Source organism: Trichococcus patagoniensis (assembly GCF_003051085.1).
GTDB lineage: Bacteria > Bacillota > Bacilli > Lactobacillales > Aerococcaceae > Trichococcus > Trichococcus patagoniensis.
Window position 1 is genome coordinate 79629 of sequence record NZ_QAOM01000013.1, and the last position, 14242, is coordinate 93870.

General features: G+C 51.3%; 15 protein-coding genes, 1 riboswitch and 1 other annotated feature. Of the genes, 8 read left to right on the forward strand and 7 right to left on the reverse strand.

All coding sequences use genetic code 11. From position 1 onward, the window contains the following. Positions 1–43 precede the first annotated feature (43 nt). Complete coding sequence (locus C8U37_RS10095; protein WP_108033105.1) at positions 44–445, reverse strand: nuclear transport factor 2 family protein; 402 nt, start codon at positions 443–445, stop codon at positions 44–46. A 178-nt stretch (positions 446–623) separates the two neighbouring features. Here C8U37_RS10095 and C8U37_RS14490 point away from each other — a divergent pair, with 178 nt between their 5' ends. After that, positions 624–797, forward strand: a complete 174-nt coding sequence (locus C8U37_RS14490; RefSeq protein WP_170100254.1) for a hypothetical protein — start codon at positions 624–626, stop codon at positions 795–797. Between the two features lie 13 nt (positions 798–810). Here the strand turns inward: C8U37_RS14490 and C8U37_RS10100 are convergent, their stop codons facing one another. Beyond that, a complete protein-coding gene (locus C8U37_RS10100) occupies positions 811–1119 on the reverse strand; it encodes a hypothetical protein (protein ID WP_086986356.1) in 309 nt (102 codons plus the stop codon). Between the two features lie 156 nt (positions 1120–1275). Between C8U37_RS10100 and C8U37_RS10105 the strand changes: the two genes are divergently transcribed. Continuing rightward, entirely contained in the window at positions 1276–1965 is a 690-nt protein-coding gene (locus tag C8U37_RS10105) for a type 1 glutamine amidotransferase (protein WP_108033106.1), read from the forward strand. Between the two features lie 277 nt (positions 1966–2242). Here C8U37_RS10105 and C8U37_RS10110 read toward each other — a convergent pair whose 3' ends face one another. From C8U37_RS10110 to ribD, 5 genes are read right to left on the reverse strand one after another with little or no spacing between them, the layout of a single operon-like run. Further along, positions 2243–2908, reverse strand: coding sequence for an HAD family hydrolase (locus C8U37_RS10110; RefSeq protein ID WP_108033107.1), 666 nt, complete (start codon positions 2906–2908; stop codon positions 2243–2245). 6 nt (positions 2909–2914) lie between these two features. Continuing rightward, a complete protein-coding gene (ribH, locus tag C8U37_RS10115; RefSeq protein ID WP_068624029.1) occupies positions 2915–3376 on the reverse strand; it encodes a 6,7-dimethyl-8-ribityllumazine synthase in 462 nt (153 codons plus the stop codon). 32 nt (positions 3377–3408) lie between these two features. Continuing rightward, on the reverse strand, positions 3409–4605 hold the full coding sequence (locus C8U37_RS10120) for a bifunctional 3,4-dihydroxy-2-butanone-4-phosphate synthase/GTP cyclohydrolase II (protein ID WP_108033108.1): 1197 nt from the start codon (positions 4603–4605) through the stop codon (positions 3409–3411). Positions 4606–4631: 26 nt separating this feature from the next. After that, positions 4632–5285, reverse strand: coding sequence for a riboflavin synthase (gene ribE, locus C8U37_RS10125; RefSeq protein WP_108033109.1), 654 nt, complete (start codon positions 5283–5285; stop codon positions 4632–4634). Positions 5286–5305: 20 nt separating this feature from the next. Then, a complete protein-coding gene (gene ribD, locus C8U37_RS10130) occupies positions 5306–6412 on the reverse strand; it encodes a bifunctional diaminohydroxyphosphoribosylaminopyrimidine deaminase/5-amino-6-(5-phosphoribosylamino)uracil reductase RibD (protein ID WP_245879817.1) in 1107 nt (368 codons plus the stop codon). Positions 6413–6612: 200 nt separating this feature from the next. Then, positions 6613–6727: riboswitch (FMN riboswitch) on the reverse strand. A gap of 234 nt (positions 6728–6961) precedes the next feature. Between ribD and argF the strand changes: the two genes are divergently transcribed. The 6 genes from argF to carB all read left to right on the forward strand — a co-directional run. Continuing rightward, complete coding sequence (gene argF, locus C8U37_RS10135) at positions 6962–7978, forward strand: ornithine carbamoyltransferase (protein WP_170100256.1); 1017 nt, start codon at positions 6962–6964, stop codon at positions 7976–7978. A 60-nt stretch (positions 7979–8038) separates the two neighbouring features. Continuing rightward, positions 8039–8265: a binding site (T-box leader), on the forward strand. A 112-nt stretch (positions 8266–8377) separates the two neighbouring features. Beyond that, positions 8378–9418 carry an N-acetyl-gamma-glutamyl-phosphate reductase gene (argC, locus tag C8U37_RS10140; protein ID WP_108033111.1) on the forward strand — a complete coding sequence of 347 codons (1041 nt, stop codon included), beginning with the start codon at positions 8378–8380 and terminating at the stop codon, positions 9416–9418. A 31-nt stretch (positions 9419–9449) separates the two neighbouring features. Beyond that, positions 9450–10676 (forward strand): bifunctional glutamate N-acetyltransferase/amino-acid acetyltransferase ArgJ, encoded by a 1227-nt coding sequence (gene argJ / locus C8U37_RS10145; RefSeq protein ID WP_108033112.1) that lies wholly within the window; start codon positions 9450–9452, stop codon positions 10674–10676. Positions 10677–10681: 5 nt separating this feature from the next. After that, on the forward strand, positions 10682–11584 hold the full coding sequence (gene argB / locus C8U37_RS10150; protein ID WP_211306175.1) for an acetylglutamate kinase: 903 nt from the start codon (positions 10682–10684) through the stop codon (positions 11582–11584). Then, a complete protein-coding gene (locus C8U37_RS10155; RefSeq protein ID WP_108033113.1) occupies positions 11581–12777 on the forward strand; it encodes an acetylornithine transaminase in 1197 nt (398 codons plus the stop codon). The genes argB and C8U37_RS10155 overlap by 4 nt, the downstream gene beginning before the upstream one ends. Before the next feature lie 17 nt (positions 12778–12794). Continuing rightward, positions 12795–14242, forward strand: a 1448-nt coding sequence (gene carB, locus C8U37_RS10160; RefSeq protein ID WP_146161826.1) for a carbamoyl-phosphate synthase large subunit, incomplete at its 3' end; no start/stop codon positions are given.

Consider the following 14242-nt stretch of genomic DNA (forward strand, 5'->3'; position numbering starts at 1 on the left):
GGAGGCTGTTTTATGTTGTCATGATGCAGTAAGTGCCTTGGTATCAGTGGGCTGACAGCGGTTTGTCGGACAAAGCCCAGCCTTCGACGACGCGTGCGCCGATCGGTTCCGGATTGTTTTTGAATTTCACAAATTCCATCGTTTTCTGCTCGATCCGCTCGCCGGTCCGTTTATCGATGATGTAGACGTTGTAGCGGATTGCACCCCATTCGCCCTCGACGATCATATTGTGGAACTCGCCCAACTCGATGTCATAGGCCTGGAAGAGTTGCCCCATCATATCCTTGTATTGTTGCAAAGTCAGCCGATCGCTGTAGACATTATAGTGCGCATCCGGTTCGTACAACGTTTCGCACCAGTCCAACCAAGCATCATATCCGTTGTTCCAATTCTTGAAGCCCTGCTCAAAGCGCTCCCTGATCGCATTCTCAAAATTTTCACTCATTATTTTTTTCCTCCTTCGGTTTGGTTTACTATTTACGTTTTGTAAACCTTGGTGTAACTATAACCGGAAGGGATAAACTGAACGTAAACTTTGTGTCTGGATCACAATGAATTGAAATATCCAAAATAATCTGCCAAGTGTTGTATGATAATGAGGAACAAATACAGGAGGGGGAATCATGATGATGGAACTGGATCGGTTGGTCAAACTGCTCGTGGAGAAGGTGCTGCGTGCGTCAAAAAAACAGGAGCCAAACGGGAAAGATGCCGATGCGGCGGAAACGGACGAGGCTGCCGTTTCCAAGAGCATCCGGGAGAAGGCTGCCAAAAAAAGAAACGAAAAAAATGCCTGAAGGATAATTCCCTTCAGACATATTGGAGCAGTTCGTCATAATACAATTTCGTGATCAGTTCCCGGTCGGCGGTTGTCGGTTTGTCGATGTAGATGACGTATTCGGCGTCCCAGGTGTAGGCGGACGTGCCCTCCAAAAACGGGTTTTCTGCGGGCGTTTCGGTCTCCAATTCGGCGATGAGGACGGCAATGTAGTCTTCGCTTTCGGTTTCGTCATGGAAATCGAAGTCATCGCTTGTCTCGATGTAGAGTTTGTAGGCCTTGTTTGGGTGTTCGGCTTTGAATTTTTTGATGATCGCAATTTCTTTGTCCAGGTTTCTCATGGTGCTTGCTCCCTTCGGAAATGGCTTCGGATCAAGTTTTTCTATAGGTATATCATACCATTCTCTATCCGCATCCGCACTCAATAACGCGGGGATGGATGACGATTGCGAGCGGAGGGTCTATGATGGAAATAACCAGTTTTGAGGAGGATCAGCATGAAAATCGCAATTTTGCAGCACGTAGATTTTGAAGGGCCGGCGGAAATCGAGAATTGGTGCCGGCAGACCAGAACCGAATACACGATCTGCCGCCTGTTTCTTGGGGAAACGTTGCCAAAAGCGGAGGAAACGGATTTTCTGGTGATATTGGGCGGTCCCATGAGCGTCTTGGATGAGCCGCCTTGGCTGGATGAGGAGCGGGAACTCATCTCCGCACTCATCAGCCAGGGCAAGCCGGTCTTCGGTGTCTGTCTGGGCGGACAGCAGATCGCCAAAGCTTTGGGCGCCGACATTTTTCAGGGGGAATACCGGGAAGCAGGGTGGTTGCCGGTAAGGACGGTAAATACGACAATACTTGGTGGGTTGCCTGAGGAACTGGTCGTTTTCCATTGGCATGGCGAGCAATTCGGCTTGCCGGAAGGGGCGGAGCGCCTGTTCGCAAGCGCTGTCTGCCCGAACCAAGGCTTTGTCTACAATGGCAATGTCATCGGTTTGCAGTTCCATTTCGAATCCACAAAGGAGAGCATCGAAAATATCCTCCAGAACGATGCGGCCTTCTTGGACGGGACCGCCTATACGCAGACGGCAGCGGAAATCCGCAATCATCCGATACCCGCGAGCAACGGGGAGCTGCTTTATCGCTTGCTGGACCGGTTGAAAGCTACGGTGCCGGATCGGACTGCATAACGGCATAACGGCATAACGGTAAGGAAGCAAGTGGTTGGTTCTTCGGCTGTTCGTCATGCGCTTTTTTGCGAACAGCCGACGAAAGTTGGTTATGTCAACTGATATACAGTCGCTATCTTATGAACAGCCAACGAAACTTACTTATGTCGACTAATCCGTCGTTGGCATCTTGCGAACAGCCGACGCCCCCCACTTACGTCGGCTGTTCCATGTTGACGCACTAATATTCAGAAACGCAGAAAGAGGCCGGGACAAAATCCCAGCCTCTTTCTGTGCTTTACAGCAAGTCATTCAATTCGCGGATATCGTCGATCAAAGCATCCGCCGAGTCCAGTTCCCCGGGGAATCCGAAGCCATAGCGGCAGCCCACTGTTCCGACGGGATGATGCTCGGCAATCTCGATGTCCTGGAACCGGTCGCCCACAATCAGGTAACTTCCAGGAAAGGCTGCGCGGATCGTTTCAAAAATTTCATATTTGGGGATGAAATCGAAATCCTCGGTGCAGTACATGCCGTCAAAGTAGCGTTCCAAACCGAAGCTTTCCCGGTGCGCTTCCATGTAGGCCCGGCTGCAGTTGCTCAAAAATACCAAGCGGTAGCCTTTTTCCTTCAATGCCTGCAAGGTTTCCAGAGCGCCTTCGTAAAGGACTGCCTGACCGGTTTGGGCTGTTTCCAGCAGGATCAGACCGATCATTTTTGAGGCCTTCGATCGGATCTCTTCATCCAGATCGGGCATGAAATTTTCCCACATCGCTTTGCTGCTGTAGCCCAGCCACTTCGTGATTTCCGCATCCGCCCAATCCCTTGGCGCAGCGTAGCCGGCTTCAACGAGGTAAGCATAGGCTTGTTTGAAGGCGTGGATGTAATTCTTGGTGCTGTCATGGAGGGTGCCGTCATAGTCAAGGATGATGGTGCGGACATCTTTGAACATTAGTTTTTTCATAAACTTTTATAAATTCTTAAGCAGGTTGGCCATTTCGATAGCGGATACGGCACAATCATAGCCTTTGTTGCCCGCTTTCGTGCCGGCGCGCTCAATGGCTTGTTCGATCGTGTCGGTCGTCAGGACACCGAAGATGACCGGAACGCCCGTAGTCATCGAGGCAGTCGCTACACCTTTGGATACCTCGGAACAGACGTAATCGAAATGCGCCGTTGCGCCCTTGATGACGGCGCCCAAAGTGATGACGGCATCATATTTTCCGGAAGCTGCCATTTTTTGCGCCACCAATGGGATTTCGTAAGCGCCCGGCACCCATGCCAAGTCGATGGCATCTTCAGCCACGCCATGGCGCTTCAAGCCGTCCAAGGCACCGCCCACCAATTTTGAGCCGATGAATTCGTTGAAACGTGCCACCACGATAGCGATTTTTAAATCCTGTGCAATTAATTGTCCTTCGATGATGTTCATTTTGTTTTCCTCCTGATATTGTTTTTATTTTTTTATAAATCCAGATAGTGTCCCATCTTTTGTTTCTTTGTTTCCATGTAGCGTTGTGTTTCGTCGAAGATCTCCAATTGGATCGGAATCCGTTCGGTGACCTTCAGGCCGTGTTTTTTCAATCCTTCTATTTTAAGCGGGTTGTTCGTCAGCAAACGGATCTCTTTCACACCCAAGTCCTGCAGCATCTCGTCGGCCATGTAGTATTCGCGCAGATCGCTGGGGAATCCCAGCATTAGGTTGGCGTCGACCGTATCATAGCCTTGATCCTGCAGCGCATAAGCGTGGATTTTGTTGACGAGGCCGATGCCGCGCCCTTCTTGGCGTAGGTAGACTAAGACTCCGCGCCCTTCTTCGGCGATCTGCTTCATGGCAGCGTCCAATTGTTGGCCGCAGTCGCAGCGTTTCGATCCGAAGACATCGCCGGTCAAGCATTCGGAGTGGACGCGCACGAGAACGGGTTCTTCCGTCGTGACATCGCCCATGACCAAGGCGACGTGGTGTTCGTCTGCATCGATGGTGCTCACGTAGGTGTAGATGTCGAAATCGCCGTATTTGGTGGGCAGTTTCGCTTCTCCTTCGCGTTTGTAAAGCTGCTCATTCTCTTTGCGGTAGGTGATCAGATCCGCGATCGTGCCGATCTTCAGGTCATGTTGATGGGCAAAAATGATCAGTTCGTCCGTACGCATCATCGTGCCGTCATCGGCCATGATTTCGCAGCAGAGACCCGCCGGCTTCAGACCGGCCAAACGCGCCAAATCTACGGTGGCTTCGGTGTGGCCGTTGCGCGCGAGTACGCCGTTGTCCACTGCCTTCAGCGGGAAGATGTGGCCCGGTCTGCGGAAATCCTCGGGCTGTGCGTCATCCTCCACTGCCTTCATGACGGTCAAAGAACGTTCAAAGGCTGAGATGCCGGTGGTTGTCTCGATATGATCGATGGCGACGGTGAAGGCTGTCCCGTGGTTGTCGGTGTTGCGGTCCACCATCGGAGTCAGCACCAGTTTTTCGGTAAGTGTCCGATCCATCGGCATGCAGATCAAGCCTTTCGCGTAGATGGCCATGAAGTTGATGTTTTCTGGCGTCGCGAATTCCGCCGCGCAGATCAGGTCCCCTTCATTTTCGCGGTCCTCATCATCGACCAGCACGATGTTCTTGCCGGCTTTGATGTCCGCGATGATTTCTTCAGTTGTGTTGAACATGTCTATTTCCCTCCTCGTTATTTCTTTCAGAAGAAGCCGTTCTCTTTCAGGAACGCTTCCGATAGGTTGCTTTGTTTCGATTGTTTCTGCGGGTTCAATCCCAGCAGTTTTTCGACGTATTTGCCGATGATGTCGCACTCCAGATTGACCGTGTCGCCCAATTTCTTTTCAAGCAGGATCGTTTCCGCTCCGGTATGGGGGATGATGGATACTTGGAACGATTGGCTGTCGACCGCCGCTACCGTCAGGCTGACGCCGTCGATGGCGATCGAGCCTTTTTCGATGATGTAGCGCAGCAGCTCCGCGCCGGCTGAAATGGTGATCCAGACGGCATTGTCGTCTTTTCTGTATTCCTTGATTACGCCGGTTCCGTCGATGTGGCCGCTGACGATGTGCCCGCCCAGTCTAGTATCGAGCTGCAGAGCCCGTTCAAGATTGACGCGGCCGCCCATCTGCAGGGTGCCAAGATTTGAACGCTGCAATGTTTCCGGCATGACGTCCGCATCGAAGGCATCCTTATGCAGCTTTGTGACCGTCAGGCAGATGCCGTTGGTGGAAATGCTGTCGCCGATTTTTGTCCCGACCAGCACTTTTTTTCCGCCGACAGTGACGATGGAAGATTTTTGGCCGTGCCGAATGCCTTTTAAGGTACCGACTTCTTCGATGATTCCAGTAAACATGAATTTCCTCCCACTTTCCTCTATTGTTCGTTCTTGGAAATGTAGCCTTCCAACAGGATGTCTTCTCCGACAGCGCTGGCCTTCAGCTCGATCACGCTGAAAGCCTGGCTCAGTTTCTCGATCCCAGCTCCGCCGACAGGTGTTTTTGCTGTTTCTCCACCGATCAGTTTCGGTGCGATATAGACCTGCACTTTGTCGACGATGTTCGCCTGAAGCGCGGAAAAGTTCAAGGTCGCGCCGCCTTCCAGGAGGATACTGTCGATGCCGCGCTCCCCGAGGATTTTCACGAATGCCTTCAGGTCGGTCTGGCCGCTTTGATCGGGTACGGTCACAATCTCAATGCCGGCTTCTTCCAGCAAGGCAACCTTATTGCGGTCCGCCCGTGCTGTCGTTGCGATGATCGTCTTGGCAGCGTCCTGATTTTTCAGCACATTTGCTTCCAGTGGGATGCGCAAGGTGCTGTCGACGATGATCCGCACCGGATTTTTCCCTCCCGGAATGCGGGAGGTCAGCTGCGGGTCGTCGGTGATGACGGTTTGGACGCCGACCATGATGCCGCTGAGGGCACTCCGCAAGTGGTGCACCTGTTCTCTTGCTGCGGGGCCGGTGATCCACTGCGATTCGCCGGTCCGGGTCGCGATCTTTCCGTCCAAGGACATCGCGGCTTTCATGACGACGAAGGGCTCTTTCGTGACGATGTATTTCATGAATATTTCATTCAGACGGCTGCTTTCTTCGGCGAGGACGCCGGTCACCACTTCGATACCGGCAGCCTGCAGTTTTTTGACGCCGCGACCTGAAACCAATGGATTCGGATCCAGAGCCGCAATGACGACGCGCCCGATTTTCTTTTCGATGATTTTGTCTGAACAAGGCGGCGTCTTGCCGTAATGGGAACAGGGTTCCAGCGTCACATAGATGGTCGCCCCTGTCACATCTTCGGTCGCCGAACGGAAGGCGTTCACTTCGGCATGGCCTTCGCCGAATTTTTCGTGGTAGCCGGAGCCGATGATGCGGCCGTCCTTGACGATGACGGCGCCGACCATCGGATTGGGCGCAACGGCTCCGCGGCCTTTTTCAGCCAATTCCAGCGCCATTTGCATAAAGTGTGTATCCAGATCGTGCATTTTCCGTGCCTCCCTTTTCCAAAATAAAGAGCCCTGAACAGTTCTGCTTCAGGGCTCGACAAAGGAAGGCCGGCTAAATAAAGCCAAAAAATCCCCGGGTATACACTACACCCAGGGATTGACATTCCGATTCATGAACGGATGGCGGACAAGCGTTCTTTGCATGACAAATAAACGTATGAGGCCATTCGCTAAATGGTTGTTGTCTTCTTTCATCCAGACTTTAACTGTCGGCTTCGGAATCTGACCGAATCTGCCTTACGGCTCGTGGGCTTTACCACCGGTAGGGATTTGCACCCGTCCCTGAAGACTATTCAATTAAGTTGTCTCTAGGATAATCCCCATTCGTGCTATTGTCAAACACAAAATTTCTGAACAAAAGTTCAGCTGGTTCAGCTGGGTTGGCCGAATGATGCGGACATTATTAAAATATAGTTTGTAATTCATTAGAATAGGGTATAAAATGAGTCCAATAATAGTTGCATCATGACTCGGAAATGATCGTTCGCAGGAGCGATCGTGAGAATAAAATTAAAAGGGGATGGCAGAATTTTGGAACAAGTATTTCAAGGAAGAAGCTTATTGGCGGAAAAAGATTTTACTCGGGAAGAACTGGAGTATCTGATCGATTTTTCAGCGCACCTGAAGGACCTGAAGAAAAGAAACATCCCGCACCGTTATCTGGAAGGCAAGAACATTGCTTTGTTGTTCGAAAAGGCATCAACGCGTACAAGAGCTGCATTTACAGTGGCTGCCATCGATCTGGGGGCGCATCCTGAATACCTGGGGAAAAATGATATCCAATTGGGCAAAAAGGAATCCGTTGAAGACACCGCGAAAGTGCTCGGCAGCATGTTCGACGGCATCGAATTCCGCGGTTTCAGCCAAAAAACCGTCGAAGATTTGGCGAAATATGCTGGTGTACCGGTATGGAACGGCTTGACCGATGAATGGCATCCGACCCAAATGATCGCCGATTTCCTGACGGTCAAAGAACATTTCGGCAAGCTGGCCGGACTTAAGTTGGTCTATGTCGGGGATGGACGCAACAATGTCGCCAACAGCCTCTTGGTTACCGGTGCTATCCTGGGCGTTCATGTCACGATCTGCGCGCCGGAATCGTTGTTCCCGACCGAAGAATTGGTTGAGATGGCACAGAAATTCGCTGAAAAGAGCGGCAGCAAAATCGAAATCACAGCCGATGTGGCCAAAGGCGTAAAAGCGGCAGATGTCCTTTATACCGATGTATGGGTATCGATGGGTGAAGAAGATAAATTTGCGGAACGCATCGACTTGTTGACACCTTATCAAATCAATATGGAGATGATTGAGAAAACCGGGAATGACGATGTGATCATGTTGCACTGCCTTCCGGCTTTCCATGATACAAAAACGCAATATGGCCAGGAAATCGCGGAAACATTCGGCATGCGCGAGATGGAAGTGACCGACGCCGCCTTCCGCAGCAAGCACGGTCTTCAGTTTGAACAAGCCGAAAATCGCATGCATTCCATCAAGGCGATCATGGCTGCGACCTTAGGAAATTTATTTATTCCAAAAGTTTGATTGACAAAGTGAAAAACAGATGATAAATTTAATGCAAATGTCAAACAACATCTAACACAAACAAAAACTTTGACAAGAAGAGTAATCCATTTGCACAGTGAAGCGAACCTTGGAAGGTGAAAGCAAGGTCAACCGCGATGGATGAAAAGGAACTTTGAGTTGATAAGCTGAATGTGAACCATAAAGTTTAATCCGGTTGCCCCGTTATCGCAAAAGTAGCAATACTTGAGTCCGGCATGCGCGCATGCTGGAAAATAAGGGTGGCACCACGAACTTTCGTCCCTATACTGAATCTATTTGATTTGGTATAGGCACGGAAGTTTTTTTTGTATATATGCAAGTCTTTGTAAGACGGGCTTGGCCTGTTTTACAACAAATAAAAAAAGGGGGATGGGAAGTATGATTCATGTCAGTATCATTGGAGCAACAGGTTACACGGGGGTGGAATTAGTCCGATTATTGGGATTGCGCGGGGATGTGGTCTTGGATCATCTGACCTCCCGCACGTACGCAGGTCAAAAGATCCAGCATCTTTTTCCGCACTTGTTGGGCAACATCGATCACACCTGCGAAGAATTGGATCTGGAACAAGTGACGACGGACAGCGATGTTATTTTTGTGGCATTGCCGCATGGACACGCATTGCCGATAGCCAAGAAAGCCAAAGAAAAAGGCAAAAAAGTCATCGATCTGGGAGCCGATTTCCGGTTGAAGGATGCAGCGGTTTACGAAGAATGGTACAAAGTCCCGCACACAGAGCCGGAACTTTTGGAAGAAGCCGTGTACGGTCTACCTGAATGGGACCGCGATGCGATCAAGGATGCCGCAGTCATTGCGAATCCGGGTTGCTTCGTGACGAGCATCCTCTTGGGCTTGATGCCGTTGATGAAAAAAGGGTGGGTCGTGCCGAACAGCATCGTCTGCGATTCCAAATCCGGCACTTCCGGAGCGGGCCGCGCCGGCAACGTAGCGAACCTCTTCACTGAGGTGGAAAGCAGCTTCAAAGCCTATGGGGTAGCGCATCACCGTCATACACCGGAAATCGAGCAGATGTTGACGCAGATGGCCGGTACGGACACGATGATCCAGTTCACGCCGCATCTTGTGCCTATGAGCCGAGGCATCCTCAGCACCATCTATGCGACGGTCACCGGGGGACATACAGCCGCCGAAATCCACGCCCTATTTGAGGAAACTTACGCAGACGAACCGTTTGTGCAGGTCCTGCCTGCGGGCATGTGGCCGATGACGAAATCGGTAAAAGGCACAAATAACTGTCAATTGGGTGTCACTTACGACGAACGCACAGGCCGGGTCATCATCGTGTCGGTCATCGACAACTTGATGAAGGGTGCTGCCGGCCAAGCCGTGCAAAACATGAACCTGATGTTCGGGCTTGCCGAAATGACAGGATTACAGATGATAGGGCTTTTCCCGTAATAACGGAAGACTGAAGGAGGAAACGGAAGAAATGATAAAGAAATTACATAAAAGCGGTGTGACTGCTGCTGCAGGTGTGCAAGCCGCAGGTATCCACGCCGGATTCAAGAAACGCAAAAAAGACATGGCGCTATTGTATTTCCCTGATGGGGCGACAGTTGCGGGCGTCTTCACCAAAAATAAAGTCAAAGCGGCTCCGGTCCAGTACGATCAAAAAGCCCTGCAGCAACATGACCGCTTCAAGGCGATTCTGATCAACAGCGGCAACGCAAACGCTTGTACAGGCAAACAAGGCAAAGCCGATGTGGAAGAGACCGTGAAGCTCCTTTCGACAGAACTGAATATCCAACCGGAAGAGGTGTTGGTGTCTTCGACAGGCGTCATCGGGATGTTCATGAACATGACTACGATGAAAAAAGGGGTTCAGGCGATTGTGCCGGAAGTTTCGGAATTTGGCGGCGTTGCAGCCAGCAAGGCGATCATGACGACGGATACGGTTCCGAAAGAAGTCAGCTTTACTTTTGAAGTCGGCGGCAAAACGGCTACCATCGGCGGCATGGTCAAAGGTTCCGGGATGATCCATCCGAACCTTGGCACGATGCTGGGCTACATCACAACCGACGTCACAATCGGCCAAACAGCTTTACACGCGATGTTACTGAAAGCCGCTGATGCGACCTTCAACCATGCTACTATCGACGGGGACACGAGCACGAACGATTCAGTCTTTGTCGCCGCTACCGGAAAACTCGACAATCCGCTGATTGTTTCCGCGGATGATGCAGGCTATGCCGAAGTTGAAGCGGCTGTTCTGTCCATCTGCTCCCAATTGGCGCAGCTATTGGTCAAGGACGGCGAAGGGGCTACGAAATTTGTCGAGGTGCTGGTTTCCGGTGCGAAGACAATGGCTGATGCCGTTTCGATCGGCAAATCGGTCGCTACCTCCAGTCTCGTGAAGACGGCGATGTTCGGCGAGGATGCCAACTGGGGCCGGGTCATCACAGCTGCCGGTTATGCGGAAACGGAATACTTCGATGCCGACGTGATCGACATCGCATTCTCAAGCAAGAACGGCGAAATCAAGCTTTGCGAAGCAGGGATGGGTGTCGTCTTCGATGAAGAACTTGCGAAAAAAATACTAGAAGCAGATGAAATCAATATTTTGATCGATCTGCATCTGGGAACAGAAGCCGCCAGCACGTGGACATGCGACTTCTCTTACGACTACGTGAAAATAAATGCGGATTACAGGAGCTGAGCAGGATGAAGATGAACAAGAGCAATTGTGAAAAAGCCGAAATGCTTGTCGAAGTACTGCCTTACGTCAACCGTTTCCGCGATAAGATCATCGTCATCAAATACGGCGGCAATGCCATGATCAATGAAGAACTGAAAAAAGCCGTCATGCAAGATCTGTTGTTGATGAAATCGGTGGGCATGCACCCTATCCTCGTCCATGGCGGCGGACCGGCCATCAACGATATGCTGAAAAAGCTGAAGGTTGAGAGTCACTTTGAACAAGGTCTGCGTGTGACGGACAAAGAGACGATGGAAATCGTCGAAATGGTGTTGGCGGGCAAAGTCAACAAGGATATCGTCGGAACCCTGAACCAGCTCGGCGGCAAAGGCATCGGCTTGTCAGGGAAAGACGGCAATCTGATCCTGGCGCGCAAAAAATATCTGGAAAAGAACGGCGAAAAAATCGATATCGGATATGTGGGTGAAGTGGAAGAAGTCAACAAGGAAATGCTGGATTCACTCATCTACAGCGGCTATATCCCGATCATTTCCTCCATCGGGATGGGCAAGGACGGGATGAGCTACAACATCAACGCCGATTATGTAGCCGGAGCTATTGCAAAGGCTGTACAGGCAAACAAATTCATTCTGCTGACCGACGTGGAAGGGATTTTCCGCGACTACCATGATAAGAATTCCCTCATTTCGCGGATCACGCTCGAAGAGATCGAAGCATTGGAAGCGGATGGCGTTATCTCAGGCGGAATGGTGCCGAAGGTTGACTGCTGCATCGACGCGTTGCGCGGCGGTGTGGATGGCGCGCACATCATCGATGGCCGACTGCGCCACTCGATTTTATTGGAAGTGTTTTTTGACGAAGGGATCGGCACGATGATTGATCGTGAGAAGGAAGGGGTATCAGAATGACGAATGAAGAAATAAAAAATAAAGGGCAAGCCTACTTGATGAATACCTTCAACCGCGGAGCCATCTGTATGGTTGAAGGGCAAGGCAGCTATCTGAAGGATGCGGACGGCAAGCAATATTTGGACTTCCTGGCAGGCATAGCCGTGAACGCGTTAGGACATAATCATCCGAAAGTGACGGCTGCGATAGCGGAACAGGCGGCCAAACTGGTCCACTGCTCGAACTTTTATTGGATCGAGCCGCAAGTGCAGTTGGCGGAAAAACTGATCACGAATTCCGTTTTGGATAAGGTCTTTTTCGGCAACAGCGGCGCGGAAGCGAATGAAGGGGCCATCAAATTGGCGCGCAAATACGGACGCGAAGTCCACGGCGAAGGCTGCTACGAAATCATCACAGCCGACAATTCCTTTCACGGCCGCACGTTGGCGACGCTGACGGCGACCGGCCAAAAGCAATTCCATAAAGATTACGATCCATTTCTGGAAGGTTTCCATTATGTTCCTTTCAATGATTTTGAGGCTTTGGCTGCCAAAGTTACGGAAAAGACATGCGCAATCCTTTTGGAGCCGATCCAAGGCGAAGGCGGCGTCTACGTGGGCGATCAAGCCTACCTGGAGCAAGTGCGCGCGCTCTGTGACGAAAAGGATATTCTGTTGATCTTTGATGAAGTCCAAACTGGGATGGGCCGTACCGGCAAGCTGTTCGCCTACGAAGGCTATGGCGTGGAGCCGGATGTGATGACGTTGGCGAAAGCTTTGGGAAATGGCGTTCCGATTGGCGCGCTGCTGGCTAAAGATGCTGTCGCTTCCCATTTCAAACCGGGCGACCATGGTTCGACTTTCGGCGGCAATCCGCTGGTCTGTGCGGCAGCTGTCGCAACCATTCAAGCGATCGAAGATGAGAACATCTTGGCGAACGTCAATGAAATGGGCAAATATTTCGAAGCGAAATTGGTGGCATTCAAGGAGAAATATGACTTCATCCTCGACGTGCGCGGCAAAGGCTTGCTGCTCGGGATGGAACTGGCGATGAAGGGAGCCGACATCGTAGCGAAGTGCTTTGAAAAAGGGGTCATCATCAACTGCACGCATGATACGGTATTGCGCTTCCTGCCGCCGCTGAACGTCACGCGCGCTGAAATCGACAAGGCTGTTGCAGTGATGGATGAAGTTTTTCAAACAATTGAAGTTTAAGGAAAGGAAGGTAAAGCATGCCTAAACGCACAGATATCAAGACGATCCTAGTGATCGGCTCGGGACCTATCATCATCGGCCAAGCCGCGGAATTTGACTATGCCGGTACGCAGGCATGTGTAGCCTTAAGGGAAGAAGGATACAAGGTCATTTTGGTCAACTCCAACCCAGCCACAATCATGACGGACGTTGAGATTGCTGATAAAGTCTATATGGAACCACTGACGCTGGAGTTCATCGCGAACATCATCCGCAAAGAGCGCCCGGATGCCTTATTGCCGACATTGGGCGGCCAAACCGGTCTGAATATGGCGGTGGAGTTGGACGAAGCCGGCATTCTGGACGAGTACAATGTCGAGTTGCTTGGCACGAAACTGAGTTCCATCCAACAAGCCGAAGACCGTGATCTGTTCCGCCAATTGATGGCGGAATTGAATCAGCCGGTCCCGGAGAGCGACATTATCCATACTGTCGCGGAAGCATTGAGCTTCGCGGCGGAAATCGGGTATCCCCTGATTGTCCGTCCCGCCTTCACAATGGGCGGCACCGGCGGCGGCATCTGTCACAATGAAGCTGACCTACGTGAAATCGTGGCGAACGGTTTGCGCTACTCACCAGTGACGCAATGTCTGTTGGAAAAATCCATCGCCGGCTTCAAGGAAATCGAATATGAAGTGATGCGCGACAGCAACGACAACGCGATTGTGGTCTGCAACATGGAAAACATCGATCCGGTCGGCGTCCACACAGGCGATTCCATCGTCGTGGCACCTTCCCAGACTTTGTCCGATAAAGAATACCAAATGTTGCGCGATGTCTCCCTGCAGATCATCCGCGCCCTGAAAATCGAAGGCGGCTGCAATGTCCAGTTGGCATTGGATCCTTACTCGTTCGATTACTACATCATCGAAGTCAACCCGCGTGTGAGCCGTTCTTCGGCTTTGGCAAGTAAAGCGACCGGTTACCCGATCGCCAAGATGGCGGCAAAGATCGCCGTCGGCCTGACCTTGGACGAAATGAAGAACCCGGTCACGGGCACGTCTTACGCGGCTTTCGAGCCGGCTTTGGACTACATCGTATCCAAAATCCCGCGTTTCCCGTTCGATAAATTCGAAAAGGGTGACCGCACCCTCGGAACACAGATGAAAGCGACAGGCGAAGTCATGGCCATGGGCCATACGTTCGAGGAATCGATGCTGAAAGCCGTCCGTTCCCTGGAATACGGCGTCAACCATCTGGCATTGCCGAAAGACCAAGGCCAGACCGTGACGATGGCAGAAATCGAACAGAACATCCGCGTCGCTTGCGACGAGCGTCTTTTCTATCTGGGCGAAGCGTTGCGCCGCGGCGTGACACCGGAAACGATCCATGAATGGAGCGAAATCGACTACTTCTTCCTGTACAAATTCAAGCACATCATCGACCTTGAAAAAGAAGTGGCTGCAAACGTGAAAGACCTGGAAAC

Coding starts and splice junctions, on each gene's coding strand:
- C8U37_RS10095 (WP_108033105.1), bottom strand. CDS start 445: ATGAGTGAAAATTTTGAGAATGCGATCAGGGAGCGCTTTGAGCAGGGC.
- C8U37_RS14490 (WP_170100254.1), top strand. CDS start 624: ATGATGATGGAACTGGATCGGTTGGTCAAACTGCTCGTGGAGAAGGTG.
- C8U37_RS10100 (WP_086986356.1), bottom strand. CDS start 1,119: ATGAGAAACCTGGACAAAGAAATTGCGATCATCAAAAAATTCAAAGCC.
- C8U37_RS10105 (WP_108033106.1), top strand. CDS start 1,276: ATGAAAATCGCAATTTTGCAGCACGTAGATTTTGAAGGGCCGGCGGAA.
- C8U37_RS10110 (WP_108033107.1), bottom strand. CDS start 2,908: ATGAAAAAACTAATGTTCAAAGATGTCCGCACCATCATCCTTGACTAT.
- ribH (WP_068624029.1), bottom strand. CDS start 3,376: ATGAACATCATCGAAGGACAATTAATTGCACAGGATTTAAAAATCGCT.
- C8U37_RS10120 (WP_108033108.1), bottom strand. CDS start 4,605: ATGTTCAACACAACTGAAGAAATCATCGCGGACATCAAAGCCGGCAAG.
- ribE (WP_108033109.1), bottom strand. CDS start 5,285: ATGTTTACTGGAATCATCGAAGAAGTCGGTACCTTAAAAGGCATTCGG.
- ribD (WP_245879817.1), bottom strand. CDS start 6,412: ATGCACGATCTGGATACACACTTTATGCAAATGGCGCTGGAATTGGCT.
- argC (WP_108033111.1), top strand. CDS start 8,378: ATGATTCATGTCAGTATCATTGGAGCAACAGGTTACACGGGGGTGGAA.
- argJ (WP_108033112.1), top strand. CDS start 9,450: ATGATAAAGAAATTACATAAAAGCGGTGTGACTGCTGCTGCAGGTGTG.
- argB (WP_211306175.1), top strand. CDS start 10,682: ATGAAGATGAACAAGAGCAATTGTGAAAAAGCCGAAATGCTTGTCGAA.
- C8U37_RS10155 (WP_108033113.1), top strand. CDS start 11,581: ATGACGAATGAAGAAATAAAAAATAAAGGGCAAGCCTACTTGATGAAT.